At 53.6% G+C, this 18,608-nt stretch carries 22 protein-coding genes and 1 pseudogene; 6 read left to right on the top strand and 17 right to left on the bottom strand.

Annotation, left to right across the window (positions count from 1 at the left end):
• Positions 1 to 230: 230 nt before the first annotated feature.
• A complete protein-coding gene (gene hemH, locus CJZ78_RS06000; RefSeq protein ID WP_094560108.1) occupies positions 231 to 1,406 on the top strand; it encodes a ferrochelatase in 1,176 nt (391 codons plus the stop codon).
• 11 nt (positions 1,407 to 1,417) lie between these two features.
• Here the strand turns inward: hemH and CJZ78_RS05995 are convergent, their stop codons facing one another.
• From CJZ78_RS05995 to CJZ78_RS05975, 5 genes are all read right to left on the bottom strand, one after another.
• Positions 1,418 to 2,206: a phycoerythrobilin:ferredoxin oxidoreductase gene (locus CJZ78_RS05995; RefSeq protein WP_094560004.1), complete on the bottom strand. Its 789-nt coding sequence runs from the start codon at positions 2,204 to 2,206 to the stop codon at positions 1,418 to 1,420.
• Positions 2,203 to 2,910: a 15,16-dihydrobiliverdin:ferredoxin oxidoreductase gene (locus tag CJZ78_RS05990; protein WP_094560003.1), complete on the bottom strand. Its 708-nt coding sequence runs from the start codon at positions 2,908 to 2,910 to the stop codon at positions 2,203 to 2,205. Before CJZ78_RS05990 ends, CJZ78_RS05995 begins: the two co-directional genes overlap by 4 nt.
• A 26-nt stretch (positions 2,911 to 2,936) precedes the next feature.
• A complete protein-coding gene (locus tag CJZ78_RS05985; RefSeq protein ID WP_094560002.1) occupies positions 2,937 to 3,506 on the bottom strand; it encodes a phycobiliprotein lyase in 570 nt (189 codons plus the stop codon).
• A gap of 49 nt (positions 3,507 to 3,555) precedes the next feature.
• Positions 3,556 to 3,810 (bottom strand): hypothetical protein, encoded by a 255-nt coding sequence (locus CJZ78_RS05980; protein ID WP_094560001.1) that lies wholly within the window; start codon positions 3,808 to 3,810, stop codon positions 3,556 to 3,558.
• A gap of 100 nt (positions 3,811 to 3,910) precedes the next feature.
• Positions 3,911 to 4,264 (bottom strand): hypothetical protein, encoded by a 354-nt coding sequence (locus tag CJZ78_RS05975; RefSeq protein WP_094560000.1) that lies wholly within the window; start codon positions 4,262 to 4,264, stop codon positions 3,911 to 3,913.
• A 415-nt stretch (positions 4,265 to 4,679) separates the two neighbouring features.
• On the opposite strand from CJZ78_RS05975, the gene cpeB reads away from it, so the two are divergent.
• From cpeB to CJZ78_RS05960, 3 genes are all read left to right on the top strand, one after another.
• Positions 4,680 to 5,240, top strand: a complete 561-nt coding sequence (gene cpeB / locus CJZ78_RS05970) for a class 1 C-phycoerythrin subunit beta (RefSeq protein ID WP_094559999.1) — start codon at positions 4,680 to 4,682, stop codon at positions 5,238 to 5,240.
• 60 nt (positions 5,241 to 5,300) lie between these two features.
• Complete coding sequence (gene cpeA / locus CJZ78_RS05965) at positions 5,301 to 5,795, top strand: class 1 C-phycoerythrin subunit alpha (protein WP_094559998.1); 495 nt, start codon at positions 5,301 to 5,303, stop codon at positions 5,793 to 5,795.
• A 73-nt stretch (positions 5,796 to 5,868) separates the two neighbouring features.
• Positions 5,869 to 6,513, top strand: a complete 645-nt coding sequence (locus CJZ78_RS05960; protein WP_233128540.1) for a HEAT repeat domain-containing protein — start codon at positions 5,869 to 5,871, stop codon at positions 6,511 to 6,513.
• Between the two features lie 19 nt (positions 6,514 to 6,532).
• On the opposite strand, the gene CJZ78_RS05955 is transcribed toward CJZ78_RS05960, so the two are convergent.
• Positions 6,533 to 7,423 (bottom strand): HEAT repeat domain-containing protein, encoded by an 891-nt coding sequence (locus CJZ78_RS05955; RefSeq protein WP_094559996.1) that lies wholly within the window; start codon positions 7,421 to 7,423, stop codon positions 6,533 to 6,535.
• A gap of 72 nt (positions 7,424 to 7,495) precedes the next feature.
• Between CJZ78_RS05955 and CJZ78_RS05950 the strand changes: the two genes are divergently transcribed.
• On the top strand, positions 7,496 to 7,924 hold the full coding sequence (locus tag CJZ78_RS05950; RefSeq protein WP_094559995.1) for a DUF2656 family protein: 429 nt from the start codon (positions 7,496 to 7,498) through the stop codon (positions 7,922 to 7,924).
• A 414-nt stretch (positions 7,925 to 8,338) separates the two neighbouring features.
• Positions 8,339 to 9,700, top strand: coding sequence for a HEAT repeat domain-containing protein (locus tag CJZ78_RS13695; RefSeq protein ID WP_143592859.1), 1,362 nt, complete (start codon positions 8,339 to 8,341; stop codon positions 9,698 to 9,700).
• A gap of 303 nt (positions 9,701 to 10,003) precedes the next feature.
• On the opposite strand, the gene CJZ78_RS05940 is transcribed toward CJZ78_RS13695, so the two are convergent.
• From CJZ78_RS05940 to CJZ78_RS14395, 11 genes and pseudogenes are all read right to left on the bottom strand, one after another.
• Positions 10,004 to 10,633, bottom strand: a complete 630-nt coding sequence (locus CJZ78_RS05940; RefSeq protein WP_094559994.1) for a chromophore lyase CpcT/CpeT — start codon at positions 10,631 to 10,633, stop codon at positions 10,004 to 10,006.
• 8 nt (positions 10,634 to 10,641) lie between these two features.
• Entirely contained in the window at positions 10,642 to 11,184 is a 543-nt protein-coding gene (locus tag CJZ78_RS05935) for a phycobiliprotein lyase (protein ID WP_094560106.1), read from the bottom strand.
• Positions 11,185 to 11,463: 279 nt separating this feature from the next.
• Complete coding sequence (locus CJZ78_RS05930) at positions 11,464 to 12,204, bottom strand: phycobilisome rod-core linker polypeptide (protein WP_094559993.1); 741 nt, start codon at positions 12,202 to 12,204, stop codon at positions 11,464 to 11,466.
• Between the two features lie 66 nt (positions 12,205 to 12,270).
• Positions 12,271 to 13,971: a phycobilisome rod-core linker polypeptide gene (locus CJZ78_RS05925; protein WP_233128539.1), complete on the bottom strand. Its 1,701-nt coding sequence runs from the start codon at positions 13,969 to 13,971 to the stop codon at positions 12,271 to 12,273.
• 64 nt (positions 13,972 to 14,035) lie between these two features.
• The gene (locus tag CJZ78_RS05920; RefSeq protein WP_094559992.1) at positions 14,036 to 14,920 is read right to left on the bottom strand and encodes a phycobilisome linker polypeptide; all 885 of its coding nucleotides are present in this window, start codon (positions 14,918 to 14,920) and stop codon (positions 14,036 to 14,038) included.
• A 116-nt stretch (positions 14,921 to 15,036) separates the two neighbouring features.
• The gene (locus tag CJZ78_RS05915) at positions 15,037 to 15,768 is read right to left on the bottom strand and encodes a pentapeptide repeat-containing protein (RefSeq protein WP_094559991.1); all 732 of its coding nucleotides are present in this window, start codon (positions 15,766 to 15,768) and stop codon (positions 15,037 to 15,039) included.
• A gap of 56 nt (positions 15,769 to 15,824) precedes the next feature.
• Positions 15,825 to 16,391: a hypothetical protein gene (locus tag CJZ78_RS05910; RefSeq protein ID WP_158217043.1), complete on the bottom strand. Its 567-nt coding sequence runs from the start codon at positions 16,389 to 16,391 to the stop codon at positions 15,825 to 15,827.
• A 26-nt stretch (positions 16,392 to 16,417) separates the two neighbouring features.
• Positions 16,418 to 16,834 (bottom strand): hypothetical protein, encoded by a 417-nt coding sequence (locus CJZ78_RS13690; RefSeq protein ID WP_158217042.1) that lies wholly within the window; start codon positions 16,832 to 16,834, stop codon positions 16,418 to 16,420.
• A gap of 197 nt (positions 16,835 to 17,031) precedes the next feature.
• Positions 17,032 to 17,520, bottom strand: a complete 489-nt coding sequence (gene cpcA, locus CJZ78_RS05905) for a phycocyanin subunit alpha (protein ID WP_094559989.1) — start codon at positions 17,518 to 17,520, stop codon at positions 17,032 to 17,034.
• 42 nt (positions 17,521 to 17,562) lie between these two features.
• Complete coding sequence (locus CJZ78_RS05900) at positions 17,563 to 18,081, bottom strand: phycocyanin subunit beta (protein WP_094559988.1); 519 nt, start codon at positions 18,079 to 18,081, stop codon at positions 17,563 to 17,565.
• A 331-nt stretch (positions 18,082 to 18,412) separates the two neighbouring features.
• A pseudogene (locus tag CJZ78_RS14395) lies at positions 18,413 to 18,608 on the bottom strand (IS3 family transposase); the annotation flags it as partial.

The following is an 18,608-nucleotide window of genomic DNA, read 5'->3' as shown; positions in this document are numbered from 1 at the left end:
TTCGGTAGTCGGGTTTTCCAGAATCGTTGTTTCGTGATCAGAGGTCCGAGGCGAAAAGTTTATGGGGCTCTCAGGCCATTATCCGCTGGCGAAAGATCCTTGGGGCTGGGGTGTGCCTTAATCCACTTCGCTGCCAAGGCCGACCCTAAATATTTCTTAATCAATCGAGCGAGTGCAGCTGCAAGCGTTTGTTGGCCTATGGTGATGTGCTGCCTCATGATCGCCAAGCCATGTCCAAGGTAGGTGTTCTCCTGCTGAACCTCGGGGGTCCGGAGCGCATCCAGGATGTCGGCCCTTTTCTCTACAACCTGTTCTCGGACCCCGAGATCATCCGGCTACCCAACCCAGCTCTGCAGAAACCTCTGGCTTGGCTGATCAGCAGTCTGCGGGCGAGAAAGTCGCAGGAGGCTTATCGCTCTATCGGCGGGGGCTCGCCACTGCGGCGAATCACTGAGCAGCAGGCGCGGGAGCTGCAGAGTGCCCTGCGTCTGCTTGGGATCGAGGCCACCAGCTACGTGGCGATGCGCTACTGGCACCCCTTCACCGAATCGGCGGTGGCAGATATTAAAGCCGACGCTGTGGATGAGGTGGTGGTGCTGCCTCTTTATCCCCATTTCTCGATTAGCACCAGCGGTTCCAGTTTCAGGGAGCTTCAGCGTCTTCGTCAGGCTGATCCTGTCTTCGCAGCGTTGCCGATTCGATGCATCCGCAGCTACCACGATGACCTGGGCTATATCGACGCCATGGCCGGGCTGATCGCCCGCGAGATCCAGGCCTGCCCAGATCCAGATACCGCCCACGTGTTCTTCAGTGCCCACGGTGTTCCTAAAAGCTACGTGGAGGAAGCGGGCGATCCCTACCAAGGGGAGATCGAAACCTGCGCCCGGTTGATCATTGAGAAGTTGGAGGCCACATTGGGCCACAGCAACTCTTTCACCCTCGCTTACCAGAGCCGGGTGGGCCCTGTGGAGTGGCTCCAGCCCTACACCGACGAGGCATTGGAGGAGCTAGGACGGCAGGGTGTGAAGGATCTGGTAGTTGTGCCGATCAGTTTTGTGAGCGAGCACATCGAGACCCTCGAAGAGATCGACATCGAGTATCGCAAGCTGGCTTTCGAATCGGGCATCACCAACTTTCGGCGTGTGCCGGCGCTTGACACCAACCCTGCGTTCATCCAGGGGCTTGCGCGACTCGTCCAGCAGGCCCTGGATGGACCCGAAGTGAATCTTGACCAGGCGGCGGCTTTGCCCAGCACTGTGAAGCTCTACCCCCAAGACAAGTGGGCTTGGGGCTGGAACAACAGCTCAGAAGTGTGGAATGGCCGCTTAGCTATGGTCGGATTCTCCGCTTTTCTAGTGGAGCTGATCAGTGGAAGTGGGCCTCTTCATGCCATAGGTCTGCTTTGATCTCCTTTTTGCTAGGGATAGTGTCTGTCCAGATCAAACAACACCTCATGAATATATGTCTCGGTCCACTCTGCACCGTGAAAGCGGCTGAGCATCCCCCTTGCTGGATCTTTCTCTGCCCGGTAGCTGGTGTAGCGCCTTTGGCCATTGAGCAATATCGCTGAGCGATCGTCTGCTACGGGGGGTGCTTCATCCACGAGCTGTAAATAAAGCTTTAAATACTCAGCAAAGGCTTGAAATATAACGGTGCTGATCAGCTCATCGGAGGCTACGCCCAAAGGCAGACGGGTCCAGAGAAATGCAGGCGAAAAGTAAGGTTCTGCCTCAGCAGGAATGGGCCCGCCATCGGGTAAGTGAGGTTTCCAGCTGTTAAAAATTGGGAGCAAGCGATCCCAGACAGGTTGGGTATGGAGGGAATCGCTGCGGTCAACCGGCTGCAGGTCAAGGGCTAGCAGATGGCCTGAGGGCAGCGTGACCAAATCGGCTCCGAAGAAAGGCAGATCAAAGCGGCAGTTGGGATTGATGACTAGGTTCAGCACGGACGCTGCTGGCCCCGCCTCCACGCAAGCGGCCCTCACCTGGCGAAGCTTGTTGGTTTGACAGGCCCAGGTTGCAGTTTGCACAACTACCGGCTGTGCCTTCGAACCGGTGGATCCGGTTTTTTGCAGAAACTGCTCCGGCACGGGGTAGGCGGCTGGCTCCAATGCCTGAAGCATTTTGACTGCATGATCAAGAAAGGGCTGCCAACGCCAACCGGGGATTCTGACCTGGTTAAGGCTGCAGCTTTGCGGTGCTGTCATTGCTGCGGGCTAGATGGGAAGAGGAACTCGTGCAGAAAGCGATCCGACCAAGCCTTGCCGAAGTGGCTGCTAAACAGGCCGTGAGCCGGATCTCTTTCGGCGCTATAGACATCGTATGCCTCCTGCAGGGTTTTCACCTTTTCTGCTGTAACAATGGAAGTGCGTTGGCCGGCTTCGGCGCTGAGCTGCCAGTAGCAGTCGAGAAAGGCAGTGAAAGCTCTGGGCAACGATTCCTGCGCCTCCTCAGCTCCTCCACGGCAGAACAGCAGCCATGGCGAGAAATATTGGTTTGGATCAAATGAGCGCATGGCCTCAGCACCGTGAAGATCCGGGTGGCGAGAAATAAGTTCTTTTAGGCCTCGATAATAGGTGTCAAGATAATTTTGATCCTGCAGTAGTGGCTGAAAATCAAGCACTGCGACCAGCTTGCCGCGGGTGCCGAACCAAAGGAGATCGATTCCCATCAGGGGCTGATCGTTGTTGTATTCGGGATAGGCCACCGAATTCAACACTTGCAGGCTGTCCCCCGCGTCCATCCTGGTCACCCGCCAGCGTCGGAACCCAGGCACCTGCCAGAGCCAGCTTTGGATCACGCTCTGCCTCTTCGGGGAGCGACATTCAGCTAGCCCATCGGGTGGGGCAATGGGCTGCGCTCCAGACCTTTCCAGCCTGCTATTGAGCTCTTGCAAAAAAGGGTCAAACATCTCGGAGCGCTCAGGAGCAGGGTGGGTTAACGGAAACCGGCGGCCATGGAATCGGCGCTTTCCCGAAGCGACTGCAGAGTTGCGTCGGAGGGGCAACGAAGCTCCGTGCAGTAGGTGGTCATCGACACACCATCGAGACACTGCACTGAGCTCACCCGCATTCGCACCTGATCCGTGACGAACCAGCAGCGCTCCGTGCCGACATTGCTGTCGTAGCGCGTGGTAACGGTCATGACGCCATCGGTGGAAAAGGTGTATTGACTGAGGACGGGCTGCTTCTCCACGTAGCCCTTGTCACGGACTAGGAAACCCTGAGAGGGATCTGCTGCGAGAGGGATATCTATTAATACTGCCGCTTGATCTTCTGTTCTGGCTAGGGGCTTTAGATTGCTTTCCCACCAGAAACGAGCCCCTCCTGCTGCTAAATGAGGGTTGATATTGAGAGCTAGGCATATCTGTGTGACGGCTGGATCCTCAGCGGAGAAGGGCTCGATAACAAGATTGGAATCGCCGAATTCATCATCTTGGTGGTCGAGGTGGTGCACAGCCCGTCGCGTCAGCCAGGACCCTCGACTGGCCGCCAAGAACTGGTCCATCGTTCGGGCTGGGTCCACGGGTGCCACGGGGGTGTGAGGGGGATGGGGGTTAGTCCTGCTCGGACTTCTGGGACTCAAGTTGAGCCAGAATTGCTTCTAGCTTCTGCAGCTCGGGATGCTGAGCCAGGGTGAATTCCACTTGCTTCTGAGGGAGCTTCAGTCTTTGCCCCATGCCGATCACATCTTTGATCAGTCGATCGCGGTAGGCCGCCAGCTGATCAATCGACTCCTGCAACTCCTGCCGACTCGGATCGGATGCGTTGAGTGCAGACGTGTCGGCGCGAGCGGTGGTGCCGTCGGACATGGGTTGCGTAGCGCGAAGGTCAGCATACGCAGTCGACCGCTGCGATTCACCAAACCGGCTGCGCCGTTCACCAGGGCTGCTTGGTTGTGGCGGATCGTCCTCAGCAGGGCGGCCGGGGTGAGTGGTTCGTCATGGCGGCGTCGTGGGCACCGGCATTCCAAAGGTCAGCCTCCTCAAATGGGATTCGCTTGGCCGATGTTTGGACGATGTTGGTGAACAGGCGCAGAGCGGCATCAAGCTGGCAAAGCCGCTTCAGCGGCTGGGCTCTTTGTAGCCGGCGGCGCCCCAACATGCGCTGCACCCGGGCTCCACTGCAGCAGCAATGCCTTGAGAACCGGTCGAACCTCCAGGTGACCATGGTTTCAATTGCCACCACAAGCGTGTTCAACACCGCCGCCAGGCGTTTGCCGCAGCGATGGTCGCTGGCCTCCCACAGGGTCTCCAGGAGTCGCATCACTCGGGGCCACAGCGTCTCCGGCCGGCAGCAGCCGCAGCCGCAGCCCCGATTTGCGCTGATACCCGCTGAGGTCCACCAGGCCATCCATCAGGGCAAGAGCAGCTGCAAACGGCTGCATTCCTGGTGAAAATGGAAGAAAAGATAAATCTCCCGGCGCTTTGTGGCGCAATTGGGTGGGAGTGCGTCCTTCCTTTTGCCAAAACCCTTTGCCAGCGCTGCCCTTTTAAGGTCGACAGCGATGGGTGACGAAAGTTTGCATGATTGCTTTGATCGGGGTCCTGAGGCTGGAGATAGCCGTAGTTTCCCCTTACGCCTTCCCCGGGAGGCAGCTAAGCCATGCAGCTCCAAGCAGATCTAATGATCTTCCCTGGCTGTCAACTGGCTGAGCACTAGAACCCCTGGCCCCTTTCCCATGCTCGACGCCTTTTCACGCGCTGTCGTCAGCGCAGATTCGAAGACTGCCCCAATTGGAGGCGGTGAGCTTGCTGCTCTCCGTAACTATGTTGCTGAGGGTAATAAGCGTCTAGACGCTGTTAACGCCATCACCAGTAATGCCTCCTGCATCGTTTCAGATGCAGTCACCGGCATGATCTGTGAAAACACTGGCCTGATCCAGGCTGGTGGCAACTGCTATCCCAACCGCCGCATGGCCGCCTGCCTGCGCGATGGCGAAATTGTGCTTCGCTACGTCAGCTACGCGCTGCTGGCAGGCGATGCCTCGGTTTTGGACGACCGCTGCCTGAACGGCCTCAAGGAGACCTACATCGCTTTGGGCGTTCCCCTTCAGTCTGCCGCCCGCGCTGTGGCCATCATGAAGGCTTCTTCCACAGCTCACATTAACGAGACAAACACCAGCGGCACCAACCCTGTGGAAACCCGTTTCCGCAAGATGGAAACCGTTCAGGGCGACTGCTCCGCTCTAGTGGCAGAAGCTGCTACCTACTTTGACCGTGTGATCAGCGGCCTCAGCTGATTCATCCGAAGAGATTGCTTTTTTAAACCACTACAACTCAATTAAACGAGGATCTTCACGATGAAGTCTGTTGTGACCACTGTTGTGACCGCCGCTGATGCCGCTGGTCGCTTCCCCTCCCAGAACGACCTGGAAGCTGTTCAGGGCAACATTCAGCGAGCTACTGCTCGTCTTGAAGCTGCTGAAAAGCTGGCTGCCGGTCTGGACAAAGTGACGAAGGAGGCTGGTGACGCTTGCTTCAGCAAGTACCCCTACCTCAAGCAAGCCGGCGAAGCTGGTGAGAACCAGGTCAAGGTGGACAAGTGCTACCGCGACATCGCTCACTATCTGCGTCTGATCAACTACTGCCTGGTTGTGGGCGGCACCGGCCCTCTCGATGAGTGGGGCATTGCCGGAGCCCGTGAGGTGTACCGCACCCTGCGCCTGCCTACCGCTGCTTACGTAGAAGCGCTCACCTTCACCCGCGATCGGGCTTGCGCCCCTCGGGACATGAGCCCCCAGGCTCTCAACGAGTTGAAGTCGTACCTTGATTACGCCATCAACGCCCTCTCCTGATCAGTTTCTGATTAATTGTTGAGGACAACCCAGGGAGGCCTTCGGGCCTCCTTTTTTATGTGAAAATCAGGCGTTGCCTACCCTCCCCCTCTTCTCGATGGAAATGGAAGCATTAGATATCTTATTTGATGATCTCGCCCACCCTAATCCTTATATTCAAAGCCAGGCTTTTATGGCTATGGTCAGGGATTGGCCTCAGCAAGCTCTTCCTCGCCTGCTTGGTCTGTTGGCCCAACCGGATATAGCTTTACGCAGGGCTTCTGTTCGTGGTATTGGCGCCTTTGGTGCGGCAGCCTTGCTGCCCTTAGCGGATCTTCTTATGGCTAGCACGGACAGCACTATCCGCGCCAGCTGCGTGAAGGCCTATGCCCAGGTGGCTTCAAACCAGCCTGGGATCCATTTCCCCGAGACAGCGATGCGGGCTCTCGAGGAGGCACTCAGCGACGACTCACCCGTTGTGGCTGTTGCTTCGGTGATGGCCCTTGGGCAGGTTGGTGGGCAGGCGGTGCCGCTGTTGCTAAGAGTGGTGGGTGGAGATAATCCAGCCCAGGCGGTAGCTGCTGTCAATGCACTCGCCCAAATTGATGATCCTGCAATCGAACCGATTCTTAAGGATCTGCAGCATCAACCACAGGTAGATAGTTATGTGCGAGAGACCCTTGAATCAGCCCTAGCTCGAATAAGTGACCTGCAAGCGCGTCAACCTCAGCCGGGCTGACGCGAGACGATAAGCATCCTCACTTGCTCAGCTGACTGATTGCTAGTTCGAGCACTAATCTGACTCCAGGTTGTACTTCCTGTTCCACACTTGCTTGTAATGTAGGTAATGCATCCCTGGCTCCTAGCTTCATCAGCGATAGAGCAGCGTTTTTGCGAACCTGTTCTTCCGAGTCGGTGAGCAGGGGGAGCAGGCGCGGACAGGCCCATTCTGGCTCCTGCAACTTCCCCATCAGCGTTGCAGCTTCTGCCCGCACTTCGGAGTCCAGGTCACCCAGCGCGGTTAGCAGCAGCTGCCTCGCCTCGTCATCCCCCAGAGCCTGGATCTGTTCGCCGAGAGCTGCTATTGCTGCCGCTCTTATCCTGGCATCAGGAGAGCTGGCTGCTTGGCGAAGCGCTTCGGGCGCCTTGGCGCCGATAAAAGCAATCCCCCAGCTGGCCAGCCCCTGCTGCATGGCCGAAGCTTTTGGATGAACCAGCACTGAGAGGAGTGGATCGAGAGCCTGCTCGCCGACTGCAGCCATCGCTCCGACCGCTGATCCCTGCACAACGGGATCCGAATCTGAGAGCAGAGTTTCGAGTAAGACGGGCAAGGCAGCTGGATCTGCAATCAGGGTCAGAGTCTTAGCTGCAGCACGTCGAACGGTGACGTTGTCGTGAGACTGCAATGCACTGCAGAGTGTTGGCACCGCTGCAGCACCCACTGCTCCAAGGCTTTCGGCAAAGGTGAGCCGCATCAAGCCCCTGGTATCGCCGAGACCAGCCACCATGCGCTCAATTGCTGGGGTGTCGGATGAAGGAACTAACCCCTGACGAAGTTGGGAACGCAGCTCTGTAGCCAGAATGTTGGCTTCTTCGACGCTCAGTTGCTGGATCCCAGATGCGGGGGTAGCGGACAGCTCGGCAGACAAGGTTCCCTCCTATTGGACAAATTATCAGGGATAGCCGCTGCGATCCTATGGTGGGCTTAACAAGATCAGGACATGACACGCTTTTTGCTCTCCCACAACCTTCAGGTGGCTTCCGAAAGCCTGAAAGCCCTCAATTCCGCCGATCTGGCGGCGGGGCTTGTCGCGCACCTATCCACCGATTTCCATGTTCAGGCACTGAGCCACCCCCACTGGTTGGTTCAGGTGGAAGCGGATCTGCTGCCCATTGATCTGGCCAAGGCCATGCTCCAAGCCTGGCGTCAGCTGCGCTGCTCTACAGGCGCTACAGATGATGCGTGCCAGCTTTTGGCCTTGGGTGGTCGTAAGGACGATCAAGGAGCCTCTGGAGCGTTGCTGCAGAGGGGCGACTGGGGGGTCGATGTGGTGGAGACTCTGAACACCGCCGCTTTTCTTCAGTCGATTAACTGGGAATTGCTCAAACAGGGGCGTGCTCCTGATGGCGTGTTCGAGCTTCAGGGCTGAGCTGGGCTATTTGCGGCGGCGAGGGGATTGCCGTCCAGCTTTGGGTGATTCGCCTGGGTCGGCAGCCAATTTGGTCACCACTGCGGAAGCCGAGTTGGAAGCCTCAAGCGGTTCCACCTTCGTAACAGGGATTCCGTTCTGGTGTAGTTGCTGCATGGCATGGCTCAGCATATGGCGCGGAACTAGCAGCTTCTGAGCAACTCTCTGGGGAGTTTCAGAATTGATGCTTGTAACAACCAGAAGTGCACCACATTGATGGGGTCCCATCGAGCGTCTATTTTAGATGGTTTCATATTGAACGTGACCGGGCCGGGTTGCGTCAAGACACATAATTCTTAAACTTTCAGCGCGCTTGCCCTGCCGGCCATCAGAGTTGGGATCAGGCCAATGTTGAGCTACACAGCTTCGCCCCCTTTGACTTTTGAGGACAGTATTTTGGCAAGCTCCAGCAACAGTTATGACAATATTCATCCCGGGCTCAGCCATCATGATGCGCTAGCGATTCTTGAACAATCTCTTGACTCGCTTGATTCTGCCAGCGACTACTACATGGCGGCCGCCCATCTCGTGAATTTCCCCGGCGATAAAACGGAGGAGGCATTATTGCGGCTCATTGATAATTCTTCGGGCGAACAGGCGGTTAATCTTGCGCGCCGAAAAGCGGTCGAAGTTTTGGGCAGGCTTGGGGTTCAACGGGCCATACCCAGTATTGGGCGTTGCCTAAGGAGTAACGATCACTATCTCATTGAAAATGCCGCCTGGGCCCTTCTTCAGCTCAATTGCCAGGATGTTGAACTCCATCAGGCGATGCTGCTGTTACTTAATGATCCAGGCCAGAGCCGCAGGGTTCTTATCCAGGCTCTTGTTGGGTTAGAAGTGCATGGGGCCTTGCCCGTACTTCAATCGCTGCAAGATGATGCGAATCCAGGGGTTCGCGGCGCTGCTTTGTCCGGGGTTGCACAGCTCAGTGGTGATAGCGGTCGCCTTCAAGAGTTGGAAGACCACCTGACCCTGCCTAATCAAATGGACCGGCAGTCGGCGATTCAGGATTTAATTGACTGTCGAGCTACATATCTACTGCCTTCGATCCTCAAGGCGCCCGTGTCCCCTGTGTTCAGGTTGCGCGCTCTGCGGACACTCTGGCCGGGCCAAGAAAAAGCATATGCAGGCCTTGACCTGCTTACTTGTTTAGATTCGCTGATGTTGGATCAGCCAGAGGATTTGGTCTTGGCGCACTGCTACGACGCTGAACCCACCATATTATTTTTATTTGATGAGTTTTTTGGTACTGACTTTAGCCGTTGCTACCTAGCATTGTCCACATTGAAGCATAGGCCAGCAGAGGAGCTCTGGCCTGTTTTCTGGAAGCGATGGCAGGAGGATGCTTTTAATGACTACGGCGCTCATTACTTCTTCATTCAGCTTCTTGGTAGTGTGGAAATCTGGCCTTGCGCTGCTACTTCTGAGATTGAGGCATTGCTGCTGGAAGCTATGAATAGCAAGCGCCCACAATTCGGCAAATCAAGACCGGCTGCTTGCTTGGCTTTGAATAAGCATTTCCCTGATATATGGTGCAAAAGTGTGCGGCAGCTCTTGTCCTCCGATTTCACGCCAAGCTGGGAGCTACGTTATGCGGCATTGATAGGTCTTGATTCAATTGATGTTGGGAATAACCATGAAATAATTCAGCTTTTACAGAATGCTTTTGCCGTGCAGGATCCTGATGTTTTAGTAGATCGTAGGCGTCAACTGCTTATTTCAGAAAACCGGGTCTGAAAGGAGCCACGCTCAGCCCAGTAGCGTTGGATTTCCAGGCCTTTGGGCCTCGGCACAGCTGCGTCAGCTCTCAGGATCTTGAATGTTCGACGGGGCCCCATGGGCCAGTTTCCAATTGCTCTTACAGACCGCACTTGCCCACCAATCATATTTAGGCAGGCTTCAAAACGCTCAAGCTGACTATGATCGATTGTTTCAAAAATAAAGTCTTGGCCTTGGCAAACCAGGTGCTGCGAGCGAATCCAGCTACGGAATTGGCGGATAGCTTCTCCGTCAGTTTGCAGTGTTTCAGTTTTATCCAACTTATTTAGGTTCTTCTCCCTTATGTTTAATTAGACGTGCCCACTCAGCTGTCACCTCATTCTCAAAGCTAGCCACGCGTTCAAAACGTAGTGGCCCATGTTCTGAGCCCCATTGCAAGGTATTAGTAGCTGGATCAAAACCCTGATCTCTACTAATCCAGTTTTCATGATCAACCAACACCTCACTCACTAGATAGGTAGGCTGCCCGTCGCGTGGCACTAGGCATTTATTCCCAGGCTCTACCTTTCCGCTGAAGCAACCCGGTGTCGTCTCTTGGAAATGCATCGCGCAACCGCAGCGCTGTTTAAGGCGATCAATATGAATAAGCTTAAGCAGTTTAGGCGTGAAGCCTGCTCCAGCTAAGCGAATTGGTTGGTCGAATCCAAAATTCTCAACAATCTGCACCTTCTCGGTTGAAATCAGTCGATGTACGCCTTGCCTATAAGGTCGCCAAGGATCATGCCCATAGCTTTGCTCGGAGTAAAAGCCAGGGCCCTGAAATACTTCCCAAGGCAGCGGGCGAAAATAGATATTGATATGGGCGAAATTTACGGGGTCTTGCTGTGCCTGGGAGAAATTACTGTAGTGCCCAGCTAGAATTTTAGCGAATTTTAGGGTAATACCTATCATCGTGAACTCTATTGGCTGAAGGAATCTAACCGTCTGATTTCAGATGCGAAGGATGTTTGCAGTATTCCTGAGCCGGCCGAGGTTCGCAGCACTGATGAGCGGCAGCGAACATTCTCAGATACGAACCAGATTCTTTCCTCTGCAATCGATTGACCATATTGCGTAGTGAGTATAAAAGTATCATCTTCTAAAAAGGCATAGTTTGATACTGCTTGCTCCGCCTCTGCATATCCAGCACTTCGCAGTAAGATTCCTTTTTGATTATCAAGTGGGATTGGAACGAGGATGCATGATCCTGCTGATACTTCACTGGGCCCCTCTGGCTCCCAGTCACTTTCTGCTTTCCATTCCATTCGGAATGGCAGAAGGGGGTCGGCGTCGTGTATTTTGCACTCTCTAATTAACTGAAGAACCAACGGATCTTGGAGTCCAACTGGTTCAATCAATACTGAACTGCGAAGATCCTCAAATTGCTGAAAAGCAAGAGAATGACCGCTTCTCATTGATCGCCAGCGGCCTAGGCTACGAGCTACAAAAGATTCCAGCTGCATCAACGCTGCTCAGGCCTTGTTTCTGTGAGTTGTCCGTGCAGATGGCAGACGACCTGCCTGAACCATGTGTACCCATGTATCGATCATCATGTTGATCGCAGGCCGTGTCTTTGTAGTGCTCTGATCATTCCGGGAGCACTCTGCTTTGAGATGGTGATTGTCCATTAAATCAATGGTTTGTAGCCAGGGTGCTTGTTGCTGATGCTTTTGGGAGGCGGCTCAATTGTTGCAGCATTATATACTAAATGCAGCCTTGAGCCGCTTCCAATTTCATTTAAATTAGGACTCTCGTACTGACACGATACGACCCCTACGTCGATGAATTGATTGGATCGCTGATGATAGCGAGCTGAAGGGAACTGTTGTCGTTTGCGTTACGCTTCGATTTAGGCCAACAGGATTAGCACTTGTCCAGCGAATAGCGTAGCGCTGGTTGTTGCGACCACCTGGCCCGGGTGTTTTTTGACTGCCTCCGGGGGGCGAAGTGGTCGCCAGGCTCACTAATAATTGTGATTGTTCGTCACCGTCAAAAGTTGCAAAGCCCGATGTTAATGCACGTGTTCTGTTGTACGTAAGATTGGATTCACCTTTCTGGCTTTCCACTCCCCTGTCATAAGGAACTGTATCAAAGCCAAAGACCTCTAGATACTCGGCTCCGTATATATAGCTGTTGATTTCTGCTTCGTAGCCTTCTGCGGCCAGGAGCTGAACATGCTTGCTCAGTTCAGCCTGATTTCGTGGGGCGCGGCCTAAGAGATGCTTGAAGTTGAGTTCAACAAACCGATAGGGACCATTTGCATCAAAAAAGAGACGCCGATAGCTGTCGGACAGGGCTAGAGCATTGATCAGCCCCTGCACAGTGAGGTCGCCGTTGATGAACAAACTCTCTGCAGAGACTGAGAGCTCTTCGTCAAAGAGGTGTGCATTGCCAAATACCTGGCGGTAGGCGGCTTTCAGCTGGGCTTGGGCTTCTGATTGGCGTAAACCCGAATTGGGCCTGTCAAGAGTTTCCATTTGCATGGTTTTTAGGATGGTAGGGGGTAGTTTAGAAACAGCAGTTGTCCCGAATAAATGATCCAGTGTTTTCTAGGTGATTTCGGTCACAGAAATGATCCGACCACCGCGTCTATGGATGTAGCCTAGTTGGCTGGTAATGTCATTGCCGCTTACTACGTAACTGGCGTTCGGGTTGCGTTGGCGGCCGCCTGCTGGCTGGGCATTGACGACAATACGGAAGCGCTTGGATGTGGGATCAGCTGATCCAGAGGCTGCACCAAGCCTGTTAATCCGTACGGTTGTATTTGTCCAGTTTGTAGGGGTAGATCTTGTTGCTACTGAATTCTGCAGGCTTGAGGCACATTGAATGGTGTCACTGGCTGCATAGCCTTGCACTAGGGCTATGTGCCGATTAAAGGAAACCTGTTCGCGACCGTTTTCCGTGGCTACACGCAGATATGGAACAGTATTTTCGCCGAAGGTGTTCTGATACTCTTCGCTATCAACGTAGCTGTTGATTTCTGCTTCATAGCCGTGAATGGCTAGCCTTTGTAGATGCTCACTCATCTCGGCCTGAGATGCGGGTGCACGCCCCAAAATATGTTTGAAATTCAGCTCAACAAAACGGTAGGGAGCATTTGTTTCGAAGAAGCGCCGGCGATAGTCTGAAGAAAGTCCAATAGCTCTTATGAATTCGCGAGTGCTGAGCCTTCCCTCAGCAAACTGGCTTTCTGCTGTTAAGTTGCGTTCGCTGTCCATTACATGGGGATTGCCCAGCACTTGGCGGTATACCGAGCGGATCAGCGCAGTAATCTGATCTGCTGAATCACCGTTGCAGCGCTCGAATACTTCCTGCTGGCGCTGGCCAAGCCCAAAGCCAACGTATAGATCACCACGCATAGGTGTCGAGTCGCCTCCATCGGCACTGTTCCGCTTGACAGGCACTAACATACCGCCCGAACCAGCCGCTGTTCCTCCCGTTTGACTAAGGGAAGCAGATCGGTAAACCTGTGCAGGCACTCTTATTGAGAGCCTGTAGCCGCTAACTAGATTGCCTAGCAGTTGACTTTTGGTTCCTACGGCTGTGTCGCTGCCAGCGAAATTCTGCTCAAGTGCTGCGATCCTGTTGAACGCTGCTTGAGGCTGGCCTACTGGTGAGTTCCAACTTGTTTGGTATGGAACTGTTTCCTCGCCAAAGGACTTTAGATACTCATCGGAATCAAGATAGCTATTGATTTCTTCTGTGAAGCCACTTGTGGCGATTAATGCCACATGGCTAGCCACCTCTGTTTGATTCTGGGGGGGGCGGCCCAGCAGATGCTTGAAATTAAGCTCAACTGCTCGATGCGGAGACACAGCATCAAAGAAGCGCGAGCGATAAAAATCGGATTGGGCCAATCTGCGTACGAACTCGCGTACGTTTATGTCCCCATTGCGTAATTTTGATTCGGCGCTCAGCAGGCGCTCGCTTTCCATCGGCTGAACATTGCCGAATACCTGCCGGTATGCAGCTCTTACTGCGTTGTGAAAAGCAGCATTGTCGTTTGCGGTGAATGCTGATGGTGTATTTAGTAGCTGCTGGTTGCGAAATTGATCATCGCTTGTGGCAGTTTCTACGGCATCAGTCCTTTGTCGAGAAAACCTTGCTGGTGCCTCAAGTAGCTGAGTGGCTCCGAAATCAAGTGAATTGCTTTGATTTGCTGTCACGGGCGGGTGGGGGAGAAGTGGGGGTGGCAGGTAAAAGACTTGCTTTGCTTTTTGGAATATAATTGCTTGGATGTCTTTCGGCATCCAACTAATTTTGACTGCTGAATCGGAAGCTCTATTGTCAAACAGAGCTAGTTGGAGCAATGGATCAGTCTAATGGTGTGATGCTTGCGATCTTGCCCCCCTCGCGGTGGATAAGTTGATATTGCTCTGAAAGCTTATTGAAGGGAACGAAGAATACCCTGTTTGCTTTCCTATAGCGTGATGTGGGTCGCACGTTATTGGCCCGATAGCCGGTGACTTCTACCCGATAGACTTTGCCTGTTTCGCCTGCGAGTACACCAATCCGTGTAACGGGATCTGTCAGGTTGGCAGCTGGGCGGTAGCTCCAGCCTTGGGTATCTTGTGATGAGGGAGCCACCACAGGAAGGGGGCGGTTCTGATAGGCAGCACCGCCAAGACGGCTCCTGATTCCAGCCAAGTTGCCTTTTAGGCTGCTGCTGCTGTTGCCACGTAGCAACTGGAATGACCAGGTGAACTCTTGAAGCGTTGCACAGGATTCTGTTTTCCACCCACGTTGATATGGCACTGTCCACTCACCAAAGTTGTTCTGATATTCGTCAGAATCTAAGAAGCTGTCGATGTCTGCTTCGTAACCACTTGTATCTAGTCTTTCGGCATGCCCCCGCATTTCTTCAAAATCTGCTGGAGCACGTCCGAGTAGGTGGCGAAAAGCTAGTTCGATATAGCGGTAGCGCGCGCATGAGTCAAAAAAGCGCGTGCTATAAAGATCGCTTTTTGCGATACGTCTTACCAGTTCTCTAACGCTGATTTCCCCTAGCTTGAACTGCGATTCTGCAACAATTTGTCGTTCGCTCTCCATCACGTAGGCATTTCCAAGAACCTGTCTGTAGACAGCCCGGATTACTGACTCCTTCGCTTGGTCGTCGTCTCTTGGCACTAGCTCACGTGGTGCTTCGCACTCTTGGGAGAAGCTCTCCACACCCAGGATCGAGGCTGGACCAAACGGCATGACTTTCTTGGCGATACCTGGCCATTATCTCTGATCCCTCACAACCCTCTACTTCGACTTCACGAATCTCAAGATGTTGCTTTAACCGCTTCGCTTTGTCTGCCACTGCGAGTACCCTATGCGGGTTTTGTTGTCGATTCCAGCAGCGACTCCAGTGTCGTCCGAGTCGCTTGCCTAGTGAGTGGGTTCCAGCAATCAAGTTCGATATGAGAGCGAGTTAGGAGGTTGGCTAGCTGCATCTTGTTCAAACCCGTGGCTTGACTGAAGTCAGCGCCCTTGATACTTTCAGCCTCATCTAGGATTGCATCTGCCAAATTAGCGGCTCTAAAGTCTGCCTGTTGCAACTGACTACCGTTAAAGCGTGCGCCTATGCAACGACTACCTTGCATTTTTGCAAATCTTAAGTCTGCTCCTACAAAGCGTGCTCCGTCTAATACTGCACCACTGAGGTCACATCCGCTTAGGTACGCACCCATGAAGTTGGTGCTACGTAGGTCCATACCCCTGAGATCTGCACCATTCAAAAAAGCCCCATTAAGAGCTGCACCAGGGCCTACCGCTCCTGACTTTTCAAGATCAAAGCCAGCGGGTACACGAGTCTTTTTGTCATATCGAGCAAGTGTTAAATTGCATCCTTCTAGTAGGCAGGCGCTGAGGTCTGTTCCCCTTATATCCATTCGACAAAGGTTTGCCTGACGCAGGTCAAGTGGTTGTAGAACACGTTTGTTCCAGCTTGCACCGCGCGCGTCTACGTGTTGATGCTGCGTCGCAGTTGGTTCGCATTTCTCAGGAGCACTCCATTGGCTTGGATCTTCCGGTAACAAAAATGCTTGATGCTTTTGGTACATTTTCAGGCAGGATTTGATTTTCTAGTAATTAGACACATTTACGTTCCGTGCTAGCGCTAGCTTTGCTCGGTTGGTAGCAGAGCGTTGGTCAGGTTATCAAAAGCTTTGTTGAGGCAGGTTGCCTCATGAGCATGCCCTGAAGTTTCTAGGACTCGTGTGGTTAGTGCACGCATCCGAGCTAGGACATACATCATCGCAGTGATAGGTATTTCCATTTTCTTGTATAAATGACGCAATGCAATCATGCCCTCTATGTCTGCTATATCTGTGCAATCGCATGCAACCCCATAAATTATCACCCGCAAAAACTGTTGGCAATCGTGCCAGCAGGCTTCTGCTCGTGGCTCCGGGAATAGTCCTCCGCCAGGCATTGTGAGCTGTGGTTGTTGGGTTAGTAAATCTCGCCTTGCTTCATCAATTACCTGGTTTGACCCCGCTACTAGTAGCCCAATGGCATCCTCTGAAGTATTGCAATAGTTACATATTGCTTTTGATTCCTCTGCGCTGAGGAACCGTTTTGAAGTATCGGCTTTAGCTATCAACACCCTTGCCGCTTCGGGGATGCTGTTGCGATTGCTTATGCCGCATACTTTTGCATCCTTGGCAAGTTGGCTGATCTCCATTTTCTGTTGAGCTTCCCTAGTCAGTTTCACCATTCTACAGGAGTAGCGGTTAGCCAGCCATGTCGTTCCAAATGGAATGCCCAGACTGCTGTCCCGCCAAGTTCTGGACAGTGTTCAGATGCCAGATCCACTAGCTCTTCTGACACACCGAGGTTTTTAAGTAGATCCCTTGCTCCGGACGTTCCTTCAGCCACGGCTGAACGGATTGCTGCTCCGACAACCCAGGTCAGATTAGTGTCTGACAGTTTTCCGCTGTTCCTTTCGCAGGCAAGTAAAAGATTTTGGTTGCCAGCATGTTTCTTGTGATAGGCCTTCCAAATCCCAATGTCGTCAATTCTTAGGTCTATGCGCAAGCGAGCCTCGTCGGTACCGTACTGAATCTCCTGTTCTCCTCCAGCTTGGTTTATTAGGTCTTTAATGCTAAAAGTTTCATTGGGTGACATGGTGTTTTGTTTTGGCAGTAGGATTGTTTTAGCGGGCTGTCTAGAGTCTTTCTCCAATCTTAGCGCGCGCTTAATGCAACACGCCTATTGCCTTGATGCTGATTCTGTGCGCAACTCTTTATTTCTTTTATTTTTTAAATAAAAATAGCCCCCCCTGCTTAGGGGAGGCTATTAATCACTTTTAGCAGGAAGCCTGATCAAACAAGCGCGTTGATTGCGTAATCGAGGTAATTGTTTGCTTCTGTTGCTGCTTCGCCTGTAAGGCCATGGTTGGCTTTGATGTAGCTAAGAGCTTCAACATACCAGGAGGGGGAGAGCTCAAAAGCGCGATTGATTTCATCAATACCGGCAATCAGGTACTCATCCATGGGTCCGGTGCCACCAGCCACGAGGCAGTAGGTGACCATGCGGAGGTAGTAGCCGATGTCGCGGGAGCACTTAGCCTTACCACGGGCATCAGCGGCATAGTTTGCACCCTGCATCTGGGTGGTGTAGGGGAACTTGTTGTAAACGGCCTGGGCAGCGCCGTTGACCAAGTTGTCTGCGTTGGCTGTTAGGCCCTTAGCAGCTGCGAGAGCATTTTTGGCGCGGTCAAAGCGACCAAAAGCTGAGTTGAGCTCAGTGTTTGAGAGGAACCGTCCCTGGGAATCAGCGGTTGCGACGGCTTCGGTAAGGGGAGTCTTCATTGGAAAGGGGAAATAAGTTGGTTTGGCTTTTTAGTGAGCTGATCAGCCGACGGCTGCTGCAGCGCGGTCGAAGTAGGTCCCGATTTCGCTGATTAGAGCTGAGCAATCTCCCTGGGTGATGCCGTTACGGTCGTTGGCAATTGCAATGGCGGCGTCTTTCATCTTGCGAACACCTTCAGCAACCGAAGCGCCAGGAACGCCGAGGGCCAGGTAGGTCTCCCGCAGGCCGTTGAGGCAGCGGTCTTCCAGCACGGATGCATCGCCGTTGAAAATGGCGTAGGTGATGTAACGGAGGATGATGTCCATATCGCGTAGGCACGCAGCCATGCGGCGGCTGGTGTAGGCGTTCCCCCCAGGAGCTGTTAGCGCCGGCTGAGCTTCAAAAAGATCGCGGGCCGCATTGGTGACGATCTTGGATGCATTGGAGGTGATGCGGTTCACAGCATCCATCCGCTTGTTGCTCTCGGAAACCATCGCTGCAAGCGCGTCGATTTGACCGGCGTTGATGAATTCGCCACGGGCATCAGCCTGGGCTACAACCTTGGTGAAGGCGTCGAACATTGGGAGGCTCCTAGTCGCGACGAATAGTCGGAAGGGTGGATAGGGGTTCCAGGCTGGTCAGGGCCCAGGCGAGCGCAGTGCCTCTTGTGGGCAGAGAGCAGCAGCCTGGCTGTTTCAACTTGGTGCGCCCATTCTCATCAAGATGCCTGCCTGCCTACTGCTCCCTTAACAAACGGTCACTGCCCCAAGGCCTGGAGGGCTCTTCTCGTTGCAGGTGGCCATGGCAGGTGCCTCATTTTTAGCTCGACAATGCTGTTGGTGGTGTGGTTCTCAAAAAGCTTGGCTATCCACAGCCGGTAGCTGCCAGAAAAGATGACGCCTCTGCTGCCATTCAGGCAACCAACATCAACGTAGCTGGATCTGGCTCGATTTCTGGTGGCGGTGGGTTGATCCAGACCTCTTCCGGCTGACGCCAGCAACGCGTCGATCGTGACCACCGGCGGGGATGCCGTTGGCGTGCTTGTTCGTAGACGACAGCACGGTGGCGGCAGATCTCCACAGCCTCACCGTTGTGGCGCTGATGGGGC

The sequence above is a fragment of the Synechococcus sp. 8F6 genome (assembly GCF_002252665.1).
Lineage (GTDB): Bacteria > Cyanobacteriota > Cyanobacteriia > PCC-6307 > Cyanobiaceae > Cyanobium_A.
This window is presented reverse-complemented; position numbering and strand designations above follow the sequence as displayed.